The sequence below is a fragment of the Paenibacillus sp. NPDC058071 genome (assembly GCF_042885235.1).
GTDB lineage: Bacteria > Bacillota > Bacilli > Paenibacillales > Paenibacillaceae > Pristimantibacillus.
Window position 1 is genome coordinate 44856 of sequence record NZ_JBHVSK010000015.1, and the last position, 19589, is coordinate 64444.

Consider the following 19589-nt stretch of genomic DNA (forward strand, 5'->3'; position numbering starts at 1 on the left):
ATTAAGGAGAGGTTTTTTTGTCACCTGATGAAATTATTAACTCTTATAAACCAATGGTAGAATTTATCGCGAACATATGCGGGAAGAATTGCGAGGTGATTCTGCATGATCTTCGTCAACTCGAAAGCTCTATTGTGGCCATTAGTAACAATCATATTACTGAAAGACAGGTCGGTGGAACGATAACCGATTTTGCTCTTCAGATTATTCATGACAAGGAATATGAGAACAAGGCTTTTATTGCCAATTACCCAGGAATAATTAAAGGTAAAAATCAAACGCTGCGTTCATCCACCTATTTTATCAAGGATGAGGACCAGAATGTGATTGCGATGTTGTGTGTAAATGTAGATACTACAGCGCTGAAGCATGCCCAAACGTTACTCAAAGATCTATTGATGGAACCGGAAGAACTACATCCTGCCGGCCCGGAAAAAGAATCGTTCACATCCTCCATGGAAGAATTGCTACATAGCTTTATTACGGAAGCAATTCATAAATACAAACTGGAGGTCTCCCGCTTGATGATTGATGAGAAGAAACAAATCGTAAAGGATCTTAATGATAAAGGAGTCTTTCTATTAAAGGGGGCTGTCTCCGAGGTTGCTCAACGCCTCGAAACTTCGGATCAGACGATCTACCGCTACCTCAAAGAGCTCTAATTACTATAACTAATAAAGGAGATTTTTTATGAAAACACAAATAAGCACTGCGGATGCCCCCCAAGCTATTGGGCCCTACTCACAAGCTGTCATGGCTGGAGATTTCCTGTTTGTTTCCGGTCAAATCCCGCTTGACCCACAGACAGGTGTGATCGTTAGCGGCGGAATTACACCACAAACCCATCGCGTGATTCATAATCTCAAGGCTGTGCTCGAAGCAGCTTCTTTGAGTCTGGATGAGGTTGTGAAAACTACGATTTTCCTTAGCAGTATGGATGATTTCGCAACGGTTAACGACATTTATGGCAGTTATTTTACGGGTGAAATTTTGCCAGCACGGGCTGCGGTTCAAATCGCCAAATTACCCAAAGACGCACTTGTTGAAATTGAGTGTATCGCATACAAGAGAGGGACAGACCGCCCTCTATCAAGTGAGGTGAACTAAAATGGCAGAGAACAATAAAATGATCTCCTGTGATCTCGAAACAGGGTTGTGTTCGGAGCATGAAGACGAACAAGATTATGAGGTAGTCAAGGTTGAGCTTGAACCCGTACGGAGATTCAGAATGATTTATTACACTGACCCGATCTGTTCTGCTTGCTGGGCGCTGGAGCCGTACATTCGTAAGCTGGAGGAGGAATATGCCCCTCAGTTGACGATTGAATACCGAATGGGTGGGCTACTGCCAGGCTGGGAGCATTTCGCTGATGCAGGCAATGGCATTTCCAAGCCATCTGATGTGGCTCACCATTGGGAAGAAATTGCTAGGCATTCCGGCATGTCCATGGATGGTGATGTATGGCTGGAAGATCCGCTTCATTCCTCATACCCGCCTTCAATTGCGTTCAAAGCTGCCCAACTACAAGGGAAGGAGCAGGCAGACGCTTACCTGAGACGGCTTCGGGAGATGGTATTCCTGGAGAAGATCAACATTGCCAAGGAGGAAGCCCTTGTCCAGGCGTCCATTGATGTTGGTTTAGACACGGAACTATTTAAACGCAATTATCATGATCCTGCAACGGCAGAACTGTTCTATCAAGAAATGGAAGAGGGTGCGGAATTAGGGGTTAGAGGTTTTCCGACGATTCTCATTGTTGATGAAAAAGGTCAAGGTGCCAAGGTATCCGGATATCGTCCCTATCAGCAATATGTTGAAGCGCTAAACAAGGTGGCTAACGGCTCCTTGCAACCCAATCAAAGGGTATATACGGTTAAACAATTGCTTCAGAAATACAATTTCCTGGGTACTAAGGAAATTCGAGTTATGCTTAATGCTTCGAACGAAGAGACTTTGGCTGAATTGCAACGTTTGGAGCAAGCAGGACAGGTTGAGTGTGTTCCTGTAAAGTACGGATTTTTCTGGAGAAATGTAAATTAATTCTCGAAATGCAGCCTAACTTAACGTTACTTTGTCAATAAGGCAAGCTTTAAGGCCATCCTTCGCGGGATGGCCTTTTCTTTGATCTCACTGTATTCAACTATCTTTCCCGTTAGAGCAGTCCATACAATGAACCTTCACGCAAGGGCAAGGTTTTCCCCTCGTCTACCATGATATTCTTATTTTACAGAATACCTATTAGAATTGTATATGAATTATTTCCTATTCCGAAATGTTTCTACTCAATTTGGCCTATTAGATTCGAGTGAAAGCTGAGTTAACGAATAAAAGAGGCACCCAACCGGATGCCCTTGAATTTATTATATTTATTTATTACTTATCATTCACTATTTAAAAGCCAACTATTATTCCTTATTAATAACCAACAGGCCTCTCTTAATAAATTTCGCCCTACTTGTGATACGGTTCCCCCCGATTAATCTTAAACGCCCGATACACCTGCTCCAGCAGCATCACTCGCATCATTTGATGCGGATAAGTCATTCGCCCGAAGCTGAGCTTCTTGTCGGCGCGGGACAAAACAGCTGGCGAGAGGCCAAGCGAGCCGCCGATGACAAAAGCGACCGAGCCGCCGCCGTATACGGCTTGCTTCTCCAAGTGGGCGGCGAGCTGCTCGCTCGACCATGTATCGCCGTCAATGGCGAGAGCGACGACATGAGCATCCGGCTTTAACGCCGACAAAATACGTTCGCCTTCGCGGACACGAACCTGCTCTTCCTCCGCCTGGCTCATCGAGTCCGGCGTTTTCTCATCCGGCAGCTCTCGAATATCGATCCGAGCATACGCGCCCAATCGCTTCGCGTATTCGTCGACTCCCAGCGACCAATATTTCTCCTTCAACTTACCTACACATACAATCTGTATTTGCATAACCCCGTCCCTTTCGTCTTTCGCCATTCATCATTCCTAGCTCATTCTCTATATCCTTATCATACATGCGTCGTATCGTTTTTCTCAGCTTAGCCTATCACCGCTGCCCAAAGCAACCGGTATCCACACACCAGCCAGATCGTCCCCGCCTCACAAAACAAAAAAAACCAGCCCCATAATAAGGCTGGCTCCTCCATCTCCTACACCACCAAAAACTCCGCATTATCCTCACACAGATCGCAGCTGCGCGGCGGGTCCCAGTCGGAAAACTCGGTTTCCTTCAAGTCGACGATATCAGGCGCATCCTCATACTCGTCTACAAATTTATCGATCGCAAGCTCTACATGCCGTTTGCATACACAATACATAGATGTCGATTCCTCTTCCTCAGATCCAAGTTTTTAAATTGGGCTACTACAAGCATACCAGAACCCTCACCCCGCTGTGAAGAAAAAAAGACTTCCACTTCCTCGTCCCATCATCCTCAGCCGAAGCCTCTCAGCCAAACTGATTCAATTGCTCACACTTCTATTCATCCTCGTTCGTCTTCAAGCCGAGCTTGAACGAGGTCGTCTTCAACTTGCCGTCGCGATAAAAGGTGATTTCGATTTTGTCGCCGACCTTCTTCTTCGCGTACAAATATTTGCGCAGCTCCATCGTGCTGCCGACGTTTTGCTTGTCGAGCTTAACGATGACATCGTTGAACTTCAACCCCGCATCATTGGCCGGACCAACAGCTTCAAGCACGATCACACCGCTAAACACGTCATCCGGCAGCTTCAGCGCCGGCATATCCTCTGCAGCCGCATCGCCATCGGGGCCTTCACTCGCACTGCTGTCGCCAGCCCCGTCTTCCTCTTCGTCGAAGAAGCCGAACTGGTCATTGAAATCCTGCTGCGCGTAATATTGCTCCAAATCCATCGTATACACGCCCAAATACGGACGCGGCACGTAGCCTTTCTCAATCAAGCTGTCCACAATCGGTCTTGCGTTGTTGATCGGAATGGAGAACCCCAGTCCTTCAACGCCGATCTGCGAAATCTTCATGCTGTTAATGCCTACAACGCGGCCGTTCAAATCGATCAGCGGTCCGCCGCTGTTGCCTTGGTTGATCGAAGCGTCCACTTGGATCACTTCCTGCTCCCAATCATATACGCCGTCCTGATTAAGCGACACCGGCACGATCTGATGAGTCTTGCTCACGATGCCCATCGACAACGAATCGCCAAGCCCCAGCGGGTTGCCGATCGCAATGACGAATTCGGCCGGACGCAGTTTCGACGAATCGCCCAGTTCCGCGACCGCCTCGATGCCCTTCGCATCGATCGCAATGACCGCCAGATCGGTGATCTGGTCTTTGCCGATCAGCTCGGCCTCGCGGCGCTCACCAGAGACCATAACGGCCGTCAGCCGTTCCGCTCCGTCAATCACGTGAAAATTCGTTAAAATATAGGCTTTTCCGCCTTTTTTCTCAATAATAACGCCCGACCCGACGCTCGCCTCCTGGAGCTTTCCAGAAGAAGCCCCGCCGCTGGCATCCTTATTCGCATCCGAACCTGAGCCGGAATCCGAGCCAGAGCCTGACGACGAACCGCCGTCCGCTTTGCCTTTCTTCCCGTTCCGGTCCAGAAAACCGCCCAGCCCGTAAGGCATCGTCTGCTCATTGATAATGCTGACCACGGCTGGCCTTACTTTGGCCGAAGCCTGAATCGTCCGCTGCTCCAGCGAATCCGTTGTCTGGACAGCCGCACTGGAAGCCGGGACGCTTGAACCGCCGCCACCCGCACCACCGTGACCGCCGAAAAAGACCGCGAATAGCAACGTGGCCGCCACCGCGCTCGTAAAAGAAGATACAAAGGCTATGCGCAGCGTGGACCAATTGCGGGTACGTCCGCTTCCACTTCCGCTGCGTCTTGTATGGGGAAAGGACAACCCGTCTCGCTGTTGAGCGGAACGGGTTCGCCTTGATACTTTCGTCGAGTAGAAATCATCCTTGAAAAAGCTCATTGCTATCGCTCCTCTTAGGCAGCTGCCCGCTGCCGCAAGACTATTTGTCTGTATAGGAATGTTTTCGGAAAACGTGACTAAAATAATAATAGATTCATTGCTTTCATTATGGCATTTCTGAAAGGAGCACACAATCTATGAAAACAAAAACTCGCACAAATTCCGCTTCCTCTTCTTGGGAGCAAGTTCAGCTAGTCGCCAAGCTTGCCGACCTGAAAGAAGAACACTACCGTACCGTTCTGACGTTAAGCGCCATGCTGGAGCTTTTAGTCGATAAAAACGTCATTACCCGCGACGAACTGAACGCCAAAGCGGAACAGCTCGACGCCGAAATGGAATCTCTTATTTCCGCTTCACTTCATCCCATGCCGTAGGGCGGTCGTGATACGTCTCCCTCAGCGGATTCTCATCCTTTTTGAAAAAGAGGCCGTTGTCCTCCATCACGCTCGTCACCGTCAGCTTCGCCAAATCCATCAAATTATGGTCGAGACTCAAATGGGCCAAATAAACCCGCTTCGTCCGATCTGTAATCAACTCGCACAGCGCTTCGCCTGCCGCCACATTGGACAAGTGGCCCACGTCGCTCAGGATGCGCCGCTTAATATTCCACGGATAGCGCCCCATGCGGAGCATTTCCGTATCATGGTTCGACTCTAGCACTAGCACGTCCGAATCTATGATTTCCCGCTTCACCTTCTCGCTCATATAGCCGAGATCGGTCGCGAGGCTCAACTTCTCGCCGTCGTCCTCGAACGTGTACCCGACCGGCTCCGCCGCGTCGTGGGAAATCGGATACGACCGCACCTGCATCGTGCCGATCCGCATGTCCTCGCCGGTCTCGATCACAACCCGCTTGTCCGCTTCGATTGCACCGACATGACGTTCCATCGCCCCCCATGTCGCTTCGTTCGCATAGATCGGCAGCTGATGCTTACGCGCGAATGCGCCCAGCCCTTTAATATGGTCCGAATGCTCGTGCGTCACAAACAGCGCGTCCAGCTGATGGCCAGCCACGCCCTGCTCGCGCAGCAATTCGTCCATTTTTTTCATGCTCAGGCCGGCGTCAACCAGCACCATTTTGTCCCCGTTGTATACTACTGTTGCATTGCCCGTAGAGCCGCTTGCCAGCACCGTAAATCGCAATCCCATGTCGCCTCGTCCAGTCCTTTCTCCCGCTCCCGTGGGCCTTTCCATTCTCACTGCCTGCCTATGAACTCTTCTCCGCCGCATGCTCTTTATCCTGCGCCACTTCCCCGCTGATCGCATGAATATAGTAGACAAGCCCATCCTCCAGCACGACCCGCCAATAAGGCGCCGACACCTGCGTATCGGTATCGAACGTTTGTCCGTGGTAGCCGAGCTGGATGTCGCGGATAATCGAGCCGTTCGGCAAGTTCCTTTCAATAAAAGGCGCGACCGCCTTCGAAGCCGGCAGCACCGTTTGCTCCTTCGCCTCACCGGAACCGAGCACCTCTACACGCATCTGCTTGTAAGCCGTAATTTTCTGGTTGCTGTAGTACAGCTCCAGCCTCACATCAAACATCGGATGATTGTCGACCATCTTGTAAAGTACAAACACCTGATCCGTACTCATCAGAAGATCGAACCGGTACTGCGCCAAGTCCGGAATTTGTCCGCCCAGCTGATTCAGCAAATCCTTCTCGGTAAAAATAATTCGGCTGTCGACCGGCATTTTCAGCTGCACCGTATCCTGCCGATCAGATCCTCCGTTTTGCAGCTGATAGGTCAAGTCACGCAGCTTTGGCGTATCCAGCGGCAGCGTCGCGTCGAGCTCAATGCGCTTCTGCTTCATGATCGTCAACGTCTCGGGCGGAAGCTCGGCCGTATTTTTGTTGGCGTTCAGCTGCTCGCGAATATCGCCCCACAGCTGATAACCAAGCAAAATATTGAGCAGCAAAAAGGTCAATATCAAAACATTCTTCGCTCTGCCCCAATCCAACGGTCCTCACCTCCGCTCCCAAGATCAGTCCTAAGCTTGCACGTTTCCCCGTGCATCAGCCTGGCCCTAGATTTGTACCGTTAAAAACCGCGCCAACATCCATGCTTTTGTCTTTGCCTGCGTCCGCATCAGTGTCTATGCCGGTACGCTTGCCCGCATCCGCACTTTTGTCCGCTGATCCGGCATCAAGCGTTTCCTTGCCCCCGTCACCATTGCTGCCACTACCGTTATTGCCGCTGCCGTTTGCAGGCGGCGGCGAACTATGATCGCCGCCGCTCTCCTTGTCCGGTTCGTCATCCTCATCCGACTTCGGCGGTACATAGCCTCGCGGATAAGCGTGGAGCAGCACGTCCTGCGTTCCATCCGCCAGCTGCACCACCCATACCGGCGAGAACTTCAACTTTCGCTCTTCCAGCTGCGGTTCGGCCTGCAAGGCCGGGAATACGCGTACCGCCTCCGACCGGCGCTCGTATTGATCAAGCGCCGCCTTCAAATCATCGCCGCCTGGCAGCCATCTTGGCTCACGGGAATCGGCCTTCTTAGCGAGCGTAATAAGCGAGCGAGTATACTCCGTCACAAATCTTTGCTGCATCGTCAGACGAATGCGTCCATATTGGAAATGCGGCGCTGGAATGACCGGGTAGTGATCCAGATATTGCTGGAATTGCACAACTCTACCCGCCTTGCCGTCGCCCACATATTCGGTATTAACGAACAGATGCGAGCCGTCCCAGCCCCCATGGGAGTTGACGTACTCGACCGACGCGAATACATTCTCGCCAAGCAGGTTGTCGACGCTTTGCGAAGCGGCTGGGTCGGTATAGATGATCCACATGCCGTTCTGCTCGACCTGCAAGCCTCGCTTGCCGTCGGTGAAAATTTGTGAGCCATTGCGGTCCTTCAGCGCTTTCGTCGTCGCCGGATCGAAGAACAGGTTGCGCTGCATCAAATCCGGTGAATACGTCTCGTAGCCATAGATCGATTCGACCGACTGGATCGGCTTCGACGGCAGATAGATACCGTCGCTTGTCACCGCATACTTCGTCTGGTATTCGCCGAAGCCGACATAGTCCTGCACGTCGCGCACCGTCAAATCGGCCTGCGTCGATTCATAGACAGTCTCACCGTCGGCGGTGAAGAAGAAGGTACGAACGACCTCCGTATCGCTCGTTTTAAAAATCCAGATGCGATCGATCATTTCATTCAAGAACAGCAGATCGCCCTGCACTTTAAGCAGCTTCTTCAGCAAATCGATCGGCAGCCCGTTCGGGAACCGCAGCTCCACGCCCATATCGTTGCGGCGCACTTCGTCCCAATTCAGAACGCTAACCGGATTCCGCTGAAAGCCTTTAAATTCGCGCCCTTGAATGCGTCCCCGCAAAATCATATCGTAAAACGTGGTGCCAGGATACAGCACCGTATGCTTATCGCTGCCAAAATGGATGATCATCTCCTCCGGCGCGATTACGCTATCCAGATCGGACGGCATGCCAAGAGGCTCTGCGTTAATAATATCCTGCTCCGTCTTCACTGTCGCGCCGAGGCCCGGCATGCTGTAAGCCAGCATGTAAGACTGTACGAGGCTTATCGAGACCAGCAGCACCAGCAGCATCGTCTTCGCCTTCTCGATCATACCGGTTCACCTTCCTCTTGCAGCGCCGGAAGTGTAAACGTGACCGTCGTGCCTTCATTCAACTCGGAGCTCAGCGCGATCGTGCCGCCGTGCGCCTTCACAATTTCCCGGGCAATCGATAAGCCGAGGCCTGTACCCCCCATATTGCGAGACCGCGCCTTGTCCACCCGATAGAAGCGGTCGAAAATGCGGGACAAGTCCTTCTTCGGAATGCCCATTCCGGTATCCTTCACGCTAATTGCGATTGTCCCGTCGTCGGGCTTGCGCGCACCCAGCTCGATCGTGCCGCCGTCGAGCGTATACTTGATGGCGTTCGACATCAAGTTGTCGAGCACCTGATCGATCTGATCGCGATCCAGCCACGCCGACTTCAAGCTTCGCTCCACGCGAATCGAGGCACGAATCGATTTCTGCCGCAGTTGGAAAGAGAAGCGATCGGCTACCTCGTCCAGCATCTCATGAATATTCGTCTGCCTGCGGCGCAGCGGCGCCTGATTGGAATCGAGGCGCGACAGATGCAGCAGATCGGTAACGAGCCGAATCATGCGCTCGGTCTCGTTGCGAATGACACCGACGAATCGATGCGCAAGCTCCGGCTCGGCCATAGCGCCGTCGTCGAGCGCCTCGGCATAACTCTTAATCGTCGTAAGCGGCGTGCGCAGCTCATGCGATACGTTCGCGACAAATTGACGGCGCGATTGCTCCAGCCGTTCCTGATCGGTCACGTCCTGCAGCACCGCGATCGTTCCGGTAATGCCCTTGTCGCGGCGGTGAATCGATGTAAAGCTAACGCGCAGCACCGATTCCGCTTCATCCTGTTCTTCTTCATCCTCATGGCGATGGAGAATAAAAGTCTGCTTGACTCCCTGGCGAAGCTCCTGCAGCTTCGCTTCCGTCAATCCAAGCAGATCGGACATGCTGCAGCCTTTGCAAGTCTCTACGCCGAGCATCTCCAACGAGCGGCGGTTCCAGACGATAATCTTTCCGTTCTCGTCAGCTGCGATAACACCGTCGCTCATGTTCGACAGAATAGAGCCGAGCTTCTCGTTCTCTTCCTCGTTCACGGACAACGCTTCCTTGAGCCGGGTCGTCATATCATTGAACGCCAAGCTGAGTCGACCGATTTCGTCGTCTCCCAGCACCGGCACCTGCTCGTCGAATCTCCCTTCGGCCACGGCCGCCGCTTGGCGGGTCAGCCCTTGAATCGGACTTGTAATCGTATGCGCAAGCAGAACCCCGAGCAAGCCTGTCAAACCTAGCGCAATGAGCGTTCCTGATATAAAAATTTGATTGACCCGGTTCACCGTGTCGTAAAGGCTGTCCATCGAGGCGACCATATAGACAGCCCCGACGACCCGCTCATTATCATTGTAAGTAACCGGAATCGTAATAATCTTCTTCCGGACGCCGTTCTCGTCGATAATTTCCTCTTCGTTATCCGAGATGCCTTGCAGCGCCCGACTGACGGCAAGCGACGTATTTTTCTTGCCGATATACGACTCCGGCACCTGAAGCGACGTCGCGACGACTCGCCCGTTGCCGTCTAGTACCTGCACCTCGGTTCCGCTAATACTGAATAGATTGCGGACGACGAGACTCAAATCCTCGGCGCTTTCCGCCGAAGCCTCGCTATCGCCAGTCGGCTTGGTCGCCAAATTGCGCGCCGCCAGCTTGGACAAAATATCGGCCTGTTCCTTCAAGTTGTTCGTATAGTTGTCGGTGAGCGACGTCTTGACCGTACTAATAAAGTAGACGGCGATCAGCTGCATCGCTACCAGAATGAGCAGCAAATAAATGATGACGAGCTTCACCTGAATGGTGCGAAAAAATCGCTTTCCGTTCATGCGTAGCCGAACCCTCCCGATTTCGGATTGCGCATCATATAACCGAGTCCGCGCCGCGTCATAATGTATTCTGGACGGCTCGGATCATCCTCGATCTTCTCACGCAAACGGCGAATCGTTACATCGACCGTCCGCACATCGCCGAAATACTCGAAGCCCCATACCGCTTGCAGTAAATGCTCGCGCGTCATCACTTTCCCGCTGTTTCGCGCCATATAGTAGACTAGCTCGTACTCGCGGTGCGTCAAATCAAGCGGCTCGCCGTCCTTGTACACCACATACATGTCGGTATCGATGAACAGGTTGAACAGCTTCAGCCCTTGCTTCTCCCGCTCTGCGGCCGCCGCATCGGAGGAGCTGCCGGACGCCGCTTCAGTCGGCGCTTCCGCCATTTTCTGTTGACGGCGTAAATGCGCTTTCACCCGCGCCAGCAGCTCCCGCGTGCTGAACGGCTTTGTGACGTAATCGTCCGCGCCAAGCTCCAGTCCGAGCACCTTGTCGATTTCCGTATCTTTCGCCGTCAGCATAATGATCGGCAGCTGCAGCCCCTTCGAGCGTACCTCGCGGCAGACGTCCATGCCGTCCTTCACCGGCAGCATCAAGTCGAGCAGCATCAAATCCGGCTTCTCTTCTTCCGCCAGCCGTACCGCCTCTCCGCCATCAAACGCGCAGATGACCTGGTACCCTTCCTTCTCCAAGTTAAACTTCAATATATCGGCTATTGGCTGTTCGTCATCGACCACTAATATTTTCCCGTGCATCGTTACACCGCCTGTCGCTTGTCCAATTTTTAGATACTTCTATCTTACCATACCAACCGGGACGGTTCACAATGAAACTTGCATGCCGCCGCTGCCAAACTTTGACGCGCAACACACCCTCCTATGACGATTGCTGCCGAAAAAAAAAGAATACCGTCCGCAGCCGCAGCCGGGACGGTATTCGCTTCACTTCTTTATAAAGGATTATAAGTACTTGAGCGGATTCTGTACGACGCCGTTCTTATGAATTTCGAAATGCAGATGTACGCCCGTCGATCGGCCAGTGCTGCCCATAACGCCGATCTTATCGCCCTTCTCGACGATTTGCCCTTCCCGTACGTTGTACGAGCTGAGATGTCCATATAACGTCTCGTAGCCGTTCTTATGGTTGATAACGATGGCCTTGCCATACCCGTTCTTGTTGCCGACGAAGGAAATCACGCCGTCGTCAGAGGCCAGAATCGATTTGCTGCCGGTAATGTCGATGCCCTTATGCGCACGGCCCCATCGCTTGCCGTATTTGCTGGAAAGCGACCAATTGGAGACCGGCATCGCGAACCGTCCCGATCCTTCGCCAAGCACAACCTTCGTACCTTTAATCACAATGGAAGCGACTGCTTCCTTGACAATATCGCTGCTGACCAGTTCTTCGCTAACCAGATAACCGTTCTGCTTCACAACCTGGTATGTAACGCGCTTCGAGCCCTTCTGGCCTTCGCTGATCACCTTCGATTCGCCGGCTTTCATCGTGTCGCTCTTGCGGACCTCGACCGGCGGTTCGATTGTAATCGTCTCTGTTACGCTCTCAACCGTCTTGACCGTCACCTCTGGCTTCAAGACCGTCAGGTCAAGCACATCGCCCGCCTTGATCTTGTCCTCTTCGATCCAGCGGTTGTTGTCATAGATGACTTCCGGCGATATATCAAACTTGTCGGCGATGCAGCCGATGCAATCGCCCTTCTGAATCGTATACTTGGTTGGCTTGATGTCGCCCTGCACGATCTGCTTGTACACTTCTGCAGCGTCCTTAATTTTCGAAGGATCGGTCTCTACCGTACCCGACGTTACCTGCTCGACGAACGCTACCTCTTGCAGCAGCGTGCCATTCTTGGTCGGAGCCTTCTCGGTGCTCGCGCTTGTGGAGGTGAAGCTGAGCGCCTTCACTTCGCCGCTCTTCTTCTTAGCCGCCGCGAGATTCGGGGCGTACTTCGTCTGCACACGGGTCAGAATCGCATCTGCCGTCTCCTGATCCTTCACAATAGCGATCACTTTGCCGTCGACCTTCAGCTCGACGCCGACCGCATGAGACGAGAACATGCCTTGCAATTTGCCCAGCGTTTGCTCTGTCTCGGGAATCGCCTTGAAAGCACTTTCATTGCTGTAAGTAATTTCGCCTGAATCGAGGACCATCGTGACGTCCGGATTCGCTTGCTTCACGTTCTCCGTCTCCTGGTCGATCAGTTGATCGACGGCCGAAGGATCTTGAATCGTTCCTACCATGGCGCCATTCATATATACATTATAGTAGTCTACTGTGTTTGCCTTTATATATTGATTGACGCCGACACCGGCTCCTGCCGCCAGTACGACTAACAGCCCAGCCGTCCACCATACCGGCTTCTTCCGCCACCAAGGGGAAGAGATCGTCGCTTGACTTGACGACTGCTGCTGTTTCTTGCCTGTAAATCGCTCGGGTCGGAAGTTCCGGTAGGCTTGAACGGTAGCGTCCCATGCCTTTCGAACCCGATCCTTTGGCCTAAAAACGGTCATGATCGTCTCCTTTTTGCGATACTGCTGCTCTATAGTCTAAATTTCCGACACGGAATCGCTAGCGGCTGCCTTTCATTTTGTCGGCAATCGCAGTCGCTTCGCGTCTGGAACTAAGCCTTTCAGTCGATGCTGCACGGATAAAGTCTTAACATACAAAAAGGCGAATGCTCCTGTCGGATCACTCGCCTAATACTTTATCATATGCCTATCGGCAGGAGCAACAATTCCTGGTAGAGAGGTTGATTAATATTTTTTCAGAATATTCATCATTTGTTCGTATTGCTGCTTATCCAGATGCTGCGCCATAATCTGCTGAACCGCCGTTAATTCCTCGTCCGTCAGTCCATTTTCCATGTAAAGAGAGATCGTTTGCCAAGCCTCCTGAGGCAGCTTGCTCATCAATAATCCGAACAATTCCTCCTTATCGGCCTCAGTCATTTCCTCTTTCACTTGACCTAGTCTTTCGGTCGTAATCGCCGTCTCCGTCCCGTCAATCGATGGCGCTTGACCGCCTGCGGCACCATCTCCTGGGCCTCCAGACCCATTCTCGTCTACGATTCCTTCGCCCGCTTCCGTTCCCGCGCCTGCCGCCTTCGACCCGCCTCCGCCGCCGATGCCGGTTATAGGGGCTTTCTCGGCGAAAGCGTCGACCGACGCCGGATCGCTGCCTTCGCTCACGCCTTCTCCTTGGCCCTGGCTGCCCTTATCGATCGCCTCGCTATCGCTCGGCTGCCCACGCTCGGGCTTGTCCGCCGCCTTCGCGCCCCACAGCTTGCCCCATACCCCCGAGAGCGCCATCGGCTGCACCTCGATCGGCAGATTGTACTGCTTCAGCAGCGTCTCAACATAGCTGTTCACGATATAACCCGTCGTCCAGATCGACAAGAAGCTTATAATAAGTCCGGCCGCTACCGTCTTCGCCAGCCATCCGGTCATTTTCCACATGTGCATCCATCCTACCTTTCATCAGCTCCGCCTTTGTCTTGCAGCGATTATCCCCGTCTCTTTCCTATCATTATGGTCAAAAATGGAAGGTTGCATTCTCTCTGCAATCGAATCATTTCCATACTTTGCATCATTTTCATAATGATTGAACATCCTATCGATTACATGTGGACCACTGGAGGGAATCGGGATGGACGACAAGGCGCAACAGCAGAATAGCGGAGGAAACGACCGGCAGCTCGAGCAGCTGTTATCGAAGCAGCGCGCACTGCTTGCCAAGAAGCTCTCTCCCAACCTTGCTGCGAATTTAGCCGTCCTTCGCGAACTGTTTCGGAATGCCTCCGATTTTATACTCTATCCGTTCCTTCTGGCCGACGGCCATTCAGCGGCCGTTGTCTATATCGAGGGCATGACCGATACGAAGGAGCTCGATTTGCATGTCATCGCTCCGCTCAAAGAAACCGAGCTGAAAAAGCCTCTTTCTATAACTGCCCTTACGCAGCGGACAGCCATCTCCTCGATGCAGACCATCGATGATATTCAGCAGTTGGTTGACAGCATCTCCGACGGCAATCCGGTGCTGATGGCGGATGGCCTCAAGCAAGCCGCCTCATTCGAATTGGCCGCCCAATTCGGACGCCAGACGGAGGAGCCGCAAGCGGAAACGGTCGTGCGCGGCCCGCGCGAGGGCTTCGTCGAATCGCTTCGCCAGAATACCGCCTTCTTGCGGCGGAGGCTGCATACGCCGGCTTTCAAGCTGAAGACGATCCATATTGGCCGGTATACCAAAACAGCGGTAGCTATCGCCTTTATCGAAGGCATTGCCGATCCCGGTCTTATTGAAGAAATGGAGAACAGGCTCGGGCGGATCGAGAACGACGGCATTATCGACAGCAACGGCATCGAGGAATGGATCGAAGACGACCCTATGTCGCTTTTTCCGCAGCTTCAGGCAACCGAGCGCCCCGATGTGGTGGCAGCGGCGCTGCTCGAAGGTAGGGTCGCCCTGCTGATCGACGGTACCCCGTTCTCCTTGATCGCGCCGGTAACGCTCGCCATGATGCTGCAATCGCCGGAAGACTACTACCAACGCTCCTTCGTCTCCACCGGCATTCGTTGGCTGCGGCTGCTGAACGTCTTCATTGCGCTGTTCATGCCGTCGATTTACGTTGCCGTGCTGTCCTTTCATCAGGAGATGATTCCGACGACGCTGCTGCTCACCATCTCAAGATCCCGCGAACAAATCCCGTTTCCCGCACTTTTCGAAGCGCTGCTTATGGAGATTACGTTCGAGGCGCTGCGCGAAGCCGGCATTCGGCTGCCGAAGCAGGTTGGCGCAGCCGTCAGCATCGTCGGGGCGCTCGTCATCGGGCAAGCAGCCATCTCGGCAGGCATCGTATCGTCGCCGATGGTCATGGTCGTCGCCATAACCGGGGTTGCTTCGTTTCTAATCCCGAACTACTCGTTCAGCCTGGCGCTTCGGCTTATTCGGTTCCCGATCATGTTCTGCGCCGGTATTCTAGGTCTGTACGGCGTCGTTCTGGGCGGACTGCTCGTGCTCATTCATTTGCTGTCGCTCCGGTCCTTCGGCGTTCCTTACATGTCTCCGCTCGCCCCTATGGAGTGGGACCAGTTGAAAGACACGCTGATACGCGCCCCTCGAAGGGCGATGACAACCAGGCCTCATTTTACCGGAACGCTGTGGAATAAATTCCGGTTTCGCACCCCCTATAACCGATTAAAAAAGGAATGATTCCGATGCGCGCACTACGGGCTTTGCTTATTCTGCCGCTCTTCGCCCTCCTGCTGACGGGCTGCTGGGACCGCATCGAAATCAACGATTTGGCGATCGTCACCGCGGCAGGGTTCGACTTGACCGATGATCAAAAAATAAAGCTATCGATTCAAATTTATACGCCAACCGACAGCTCCGGAGGCGGATCGCCGGAGCAATCCCAAGGCGGCGGTCCGAAAATCGGCAATAAAAAAGCGCTCATCGAGAGCGCTGTCGGCGTCAACACCGCCGACGCCGAATCGAAGCTGCAAGAGCTGCTGTCTCGCAAGCTTTTCTGGGGGCAAGCCGACGTGTTCATTATTAGCAGCAGGCTGGCCGAGCACGGCATCAGTGATCCGATGGATTTTCTAAGCCGTCACCCGCATCCGCGCGAACGGGCCAACCTGTTCGTTAGCAAAGGATCGGCGGATGAGATATTACAATGGCAGCCGAGTATCGAACGCAACAGCGCGGAAATGCTGCGAGAAATGACTGTGCTGCATGACAGCCTGAATATGACGCTGCTCGACGTAATCGTTATGCTAGCCGATGAAGCGCATGCGGCCGTTATTCCTTGGGTTAGCATCAAGCCGTCCGGCAATCGGGATTCGCCTTTTATCGGCGGGACCGCCTCCTTTAAAAACTTGAAAATGAATGCGATGTTTGACGAGCGAAAATCCCGCGGCATGCTGTGGCTGCGCAATGAAATTAGGCAGGCTACGCTGACGACCTCCTTGAAAGACCAGCCCGGCCTCATCTCTGTTCAGCTCGCCGACAGCCACTGTTGGATCAAGCCGGAGATGGTCGACGGCCGTCTGGGCATCAAAATTAAAGTAGAGGGCACCGGCAGCCTGATCGAGAACACGACCTCCGCTGACGTTGCCAAGCCGGAAGTCATTAAACCGCTGCAAAAGCAGTACGAGAAGGCCGTGGTGGAGCGGATTAAACGGACCGTAACCGCGGCAAAGCAAGCCAATACGGACATTCTGGGCTTCGCTAACCAATTTCATCGGCATTATCCTAGCCAGTGGCGGGAGATGAAGCCCGCCTGGGACACCTTGTTTCCGACGATTCCTGTGCGCTATGAGGCGCATATCACCATTATGAGAACCGGATTGGTCGGCAAGAACGTGAACCATACGAAGGATATCCAGGAAGGCGGTAAACGGTGAACGTCCTCTACACGACATGCGCCGCTTTGCTGATTGCTCTGGCGGAGTGGCGAAATCTTACCGACAGTCGCACCAAAACGATATTCACCGTTATGCTTGCAGCCGTATGGTTGCTTTCGCTCGTCCTGCTGTTCGATCGGGACCTTCCCGGACCGCAGCAGTTTATCGAATTCGTTCTTGAGCCATTGGCTTCTTTTCTTGCGAAGCTAACCCATTCTTCATCGATGTCGTAAAGGAGGTTCTTCCGTTATGTTAAAAGCACGCATCACTGCCGCACAGCTCTGCATTCTGATGTTTCTGTCCTCCAGCGGCACGACCATTATGGCATCGCCAAGCGTTTCGGCCTCTTTCGCGGGTCTCGACATGTGGGTGGCTCCGATATTCGGCTGCATAGGCGGCCTGATCGTCATTTGGACGCTGATCGCCCTGCATCGTCTTTATCCGGGCATGACCATCGTTCAATATGCGGAGGCGATTCTCGGCAAATATCCGGGCAAAGCGCTCTCGCTGCTGGTCCTGTTTTTTATTTTTTATTCGACCGGCTTTGTCGTCAAGCAATTGATCGATTTCTTAAGCGGCTCCTTCTACCTGCTAACGCCTCCCATAGTGCTCGGCGCATGCCTGACGCTCGTATGCGCCATTGCCGTCAAAAGCGGAATCGAGGTAATCGCGCGCCTGGCGACCTTCTTCTTTCCGCTAACCTGCGTTATTCTCTGCGTGATTATTTTTCCGCTCTATCCGGATTTAGTACCGATCAGCCCTTTCCTAGAGCATGGCATCGGCCCGCCGATGACCGGCGGATTCGCGCTCCAGCTGTGGTTCGCCCTCTTCAGCTTTGGCGCTTTCTATATTCCTAATGTGCGACAGACGCCAAGAACGGCCCTGTGGCTCAGTCTATCTCCTATCCTGCTCTGCTTGCTGATGATTTTCGTCAATTGGCATATTGTGAGCTTGCTCGGGAGCGCCGCATTGACGTATCACTATCCGTTCCTCGTCCTAACTCGCTATGCGGCCTTCAGCGAATTTTTCGAGCATATGGAGTCGCTGATGATGATGGTTTGGGTGACGGCTTTCTTTTTGCGCATCATTTACGGCTATTACTGCGGCGCAGTCGGACTTGCGCAATGGCTGGGTTTGCCCCGCTACGAGCCGATCGTTCTGCCGGCTGGAATGCTGCTCGTCGCCATTAGTGTCTGGAATATATCGACCACGCAATTCGGGCAAACGAAGGATTTCGAACTGCCGTTATTCTATACGCTGTCCGGCATCGTCTTGCCGCTGCTCCTGCTGGCAGCCGCTTGGATGCGTAAAGCGTTCACGCGTGCGAAGCCGCCTGCGCAAGCGGAGGAACCGGGCGGAGGAAGGGAGGAAGCCGCTGTATGACGCCCGGCTTCTGGCACTATGTCGGCATTGGGCTGCTGTTCGCTTTCCTGCCGATTATCGACATCGGCAAGCTGTTGCACCGGCGTACCGCCGCGGTGTATGCCTTCTTCTGGCTGACCACCCTCTCGATAGCTGTAACGATTGCCGCCTATCCGGACTTTCCGGGTCCGAGGCAGCTTCTGAAGCTTTTCTTTGATCCGATCGCCAAGAGCTTTGCACCCTAGTAGAGAGGAGGAATGAATAATGTTGGAGAAGGGCCGAATATCAAGCGCTCAGCTGGCCTGTATGACTTATTTGTCGCTGCTCGCGACTGCTATGCTCACTTCCCCTTTCCGGCTGTACAAATATGCGCATACCGCCAGCTGGCTCATTCCGTCGCTCGCCTCCATCGTTGGCTTTGCGGCCGTCGCAATTATGGTTCGGCTGCATCGGCTGTATCCGGGACAGTCGCTTGTCCAATATGCCGAACAAATTGTCGGCAAGCCTCTGGGCAAAGCGTTTGGTCTCGTTTTCTTGGTCGTTATGACGTTTCAGAACGGGCATCAAATGCGGCAATTTACCGATTTTATGGGCACCGCCTTTTTCGATGAGACCCCCGGCCTCATCATTTCGGCGTCCATGCTGGCAGTCAGCGCATTTGCCGCAAGACTAGGCGTAGAAGTGATCGCCCGCTGCGCGCAAATACTGGCGCCCGTTATCGTCATTATTACGCTGCTGCTCTCCATGCCGCTGGCCGGAAACATTCAGGTCGATCATATGCTGCCGCTGCTTGAATCCGACTGGATGTCCATCACAAAAGCAATGGTGTACATGCAAATTTGGTTTCCCATGTTTGCGTACACGACGTTTTTTCTGCCGTTCCTAAGAGACCCGGATAAAGCGGCAAAATGGGGATTTTTGTCCGTTTGCTGGACGGTCGTCACCTTTACCGGGACGATGCTGATCGTACTTCTCGTACTGGGAGAAGCGGTCACTTCCTTCAACTATCCGTTTATGATGCTGACGCGGTATGTCTCGCTGTTCAGCTTTGTTTCAAGGCTGGACTCCCTCATTGTGCTGTTCTGGGTGCTCGATGTCTTTATCCGCTGCGTCATGCTCCATTACGCTTCCGCCCTTGGATTTGCACAGTGGTTTGGACTTCCAGATTACCGGCCGCTCGTCTTGCCGATTGCCATTCTCGTGTTCGAGCTCGGCAAGTGGTCGTTCCATTCGATGATTGAGCTTTACGCGCTGCCGTTTCAATTTGCCCTGCTCTATTTAACAATCGCCTTCCTTGTCCCTTTGCTGCTGTTCCTTGTCAGCTTGCTGCGGGGGCAGAAGCCGCCGCCAGGGAACGCTGCAGCAGCCGATAATGCCAAATTGCGCGAAAAAGCGCCAGCCTCGTCCTAATGACGAGACCGGCGCTTCT

Annotated in this window: 20 protein-coding genes; 10 read left to right on the forward strand and 10 right to left on the reverse strand. The window is 53.2% G+C overall.

Annotated elements, in window-relative coordinates; genetic code table 11:
* The first annotated feature begins 17 nt into the window (after window positions 1-17).
* The 3 genes from ACFVTB_RS21245 to ACFVTB_RS21255 are packed head-to-tail and all read left to right on the forward strand — an operon-like array spanning window position 18 to window position 2041.
* Window positions 18-662, forward strand: coding sequence for a helix-turn-helix transcriptional regulator (locus ACFVTB_RS21245; protein WP_387753673.1), 645 nt, complete (start codon window positions 18-20; stop codon window positions 660-662).
* 28 nt (window positions 663-690) lie between these two features.
* On the forward strand, window positions 691-1107 hold the full coding sequence (locus tag ACFVTB_RS21250; protein ID WP_387753675.1) for a RidA family protein: 417 nt from the start codon (window positions 691-693) through the stop codon (window positions 1105-1107).
* A 1-nt stretch (window position 1108) separates the two neighbouring features.
* A complete protein-coding gene (locus ACFVTB_RS21255; RefSeq protein WP_387753678.1) occupies window positions 1109-2041 on the forward strand; it encodes a DsbA family protein in 933 nt (310 codons plus the stop codon).
* A gap of 411 nt (window positions 2042-2452) precedes the next feature.
* Here the strand turns inward: ACFVTB_RS21255 and rlmH are convergent, their stop codons facing one another.
* The 3 genes from rlmH to ACFVTB_RS21270 form a co-directional block, all read right to left on the reverse strand.
* Window positions 2453-2932, reverse strand: a complete 480-nt coding sequence (gene rlmH, locus ACFVTB_RS21260) for a 23S rRNA (pseudouridine(1915)-N(3))-methyltransferase RlmH (RefSeq protein ID WP_387753856.1) — start codon at window positions 2930-2932, stop codon at window positions 2453-2455.
* A 200-nt stretch (window positions 2933-3132) separates the two neighbouring features.
* The gene (locus tag ACFVTB_RS21265; protein ID WP_387753681.1) at window positions 3133-3300 is read right to left on the reverse strand and encodes a CxxH/CxxC protein; all 168 of its coding nucleotides are present in this window, start codon (window positions 3298-3300) and stop codon (window positions 3133-3135) included.
* A 160-nt stretch (window positions 3301-3460) separates the two neighbouring features.
* Window positions 3461-4939, reverse strand: a complete 1479-nt coding sequence (locus ACFVTB_RS21270; RefSeq protein WP_387753684.1) for a S1C family serine protease — start codon at window positions 4937-4939, stop codon at window positions 3461-3463.
* 137 nt (window positions 4940-5076) lie between these two features.
* On the opposite strand from ACFVTB_RS21270, the gene ACFVTB_RS21275 reads away from it, so the two are divergent.
* Window positions 5077-5313, forward strand: a complete 237-nt coding sequence (locus ACFVTB_RS21275; protein ID WP_387753686.1) for a hypothetical protein — start codon at window positions 5077-5079, stop codon at window positions 5311-5313.
* Here the strand turns inward: ACFVTB_RS21275 and ACFVTB_RS21280 are convergent.
* From ACFVTB_RS21280 to ACFVTB_RS21310, 7 genes are all read right to left on the reverse strand, one after another.
* Window positions 5282-6088 (reverse strand): MBL fold metallo-hydrolase, encoded by an 807-nt coding sequence (locus ACFVTB_RS21280; RefSeq protein ID WP_387753858.1) that lies wholly within the window; start codon window positions 6086-6088, stop codon window positions 5282-5284. The two genes, ACFVTB_RS21275 and ACFVTB_RS21280, sit on opposite strands and share 32 nt — an antisense overlap.
* 58 nt (window positions 6089-6146) lie before the next feature.
* Complete coding sequence (gene yycI / locus ACFVTB_RS21285; RefSeq protein WP_387753689.1) at window positions 6147-6899, reverse strand: two-component system regulatory protein YycI; 753 nt, start codon at window positions 6897-6899, stop codon at window positions 6147-6149.
* Between the two features lie 55 nt (window positions 6900-6954).
* Window positions 6955-8532 carry a YycH family regulatory protein gene (locus tag ACFVTB_RS21290; protein ID WP_387753692.1) on the reverse strand — a complete coding sequence of 526 codons (1578 nt, stop codon included), beginning with the start codon at window positions 8530-8532 and terminating at the stop codon, window positions 6955-6957.
* On the reverse strand, window positions 8529-10376 hold the full coding sequence (walK, locus tag ACFVTB_RS21295) for a cell wall metabolism sensor histidine kinase WalK (protein ID WP_387753694.1): 1848 nt from the start codon (window positions 10374-10376) through the stop codon (window positions 8529-8531). The genes ACFVTB_RS21290 and walK overlap by 4 nt, the downstream gene beginning before the upstream one ends.
* Complete coding sequence (yycF, locus tag ACFVTB_RS21300) at window positions 10373-11137, reverse strand: response regulator YycF (RefSeq protein ID WP_387753697.1); 765 nt, start codon at window positions 11135-11137, stop codon at window positions 10373-10375. The genes walK and yycF overlap by 4 nt, the downstream gene beginning before the upstream one ends.
* Window positions 11138-11341: 204 nt before the next feature.
* Window positions 11342-12907, reverse strand: a complete 1566-nt coding sequence (locus tag ACFVTB_RS21305) for a peptidoglycan DD-metalloendopeptidase family protein (protein WP_387753700.1) — start codon at window positions 12905-12907, stop codon at window positions 11342-11344.
* 243 nt (window positions 12908-13150) lie between these two features.
* Entirely contained in the window at window positions 13151-13852 is a 702-nt protein-coding gene (locus ACFVTB_RS21310; RefSeq protein WP_387753702.1) for a hypothetical protein, read from the reverse strand.
* A gap of 190 nt (window positions 13853-14042) precedes the next feature.
* Between ACFVTB_RS21310 and ACFVTB_RS21315 the strand changes: the two genes are divergently transcribed.
* The 6 genes from ACFVTB_RS21315 to ACFVTB_RS21340 are packed head-to-tail and all read left to right on the forward strand — an operon-like array spanning window position 14043 to window position 19570.
* Window positions 14043-15605 (forward strand): spore germination protein, encoded by a 1563-nt coding sequence (locus tag ACFVTB_RS21315; protein WP_387753704.1) that lies wholly within the window; start codon window positions 14043-14045, stop codon window positions 15603-15605.
* A 5-nt stretch (window positions 15606-15610) separates the two neighbouring features.
* Window positions 15611-16798: a Ger(x)C family spore germination protein gene (locus ACFVTB_RS21320; protein WP_387753707.1), complete on the forward strand. Its 1188-nt coding sequence runs from the start codon at window positions 15611-15613 to the stop codon at window positions 16796-16798.
* Window positions 16795-17031: a hypothetical protein gene (locus ACFVTB_RS21325; RefSeq protein WP_387753710.1), complete on the forward strand. Its 237-nt coding sequence runs from the start codon at window positions 16795-16797 to the stop codon at window positions 17029-17031. The genes ACFVTB_RS21320 and ACFVTB_RS21325 overlap by 4 nt, the downstream gene beginning before the upstream one ends.
* 16 nt (window positions 17032-17047) lie before the next feature.
* Window positions 17048-18181, forward strand: coding sequence for a GerAB/ArcD/ProY family transporter (locus tag ACFVTB_RS21330; RefSeq protein WP_387753713.1), 1134 nt, complete (start codon window positions 17048-17050; stop codon window positions 18179-18181).
* The gene (locus ACFVTB_RS21335; RefSeq protein WP_387753715.1) at window positions 18178-18405 is read left to right on the forward strand and encodes a hypothetical protein; all 228 of its coding nucleotides are present in this window, start codon (window positions 18178-18180) and stop codon (window positions 18403-18405) included. The genes ACFVTB_RS21330 and ACFVTB_RS21335 overlap by 4 nt, the downstream gene beginning before the upstream one ends.
* 19 nt (window positions 18406-18424) lie before the next feature.
* Window positions 18425-19570 (forward strand): GerAB/ArcD/ProY family transporter, encoded by a 1146-nt coding sequence (locus ACFVTB_RS21340; protein WP_387753718.1) that lies wholly within the window; start codon window positions 18425-18427, stop codon window positions 19568-19570.
* The last annotated feature ends 19 nt before the right edge of the window (window positions 19571-19589 follow it).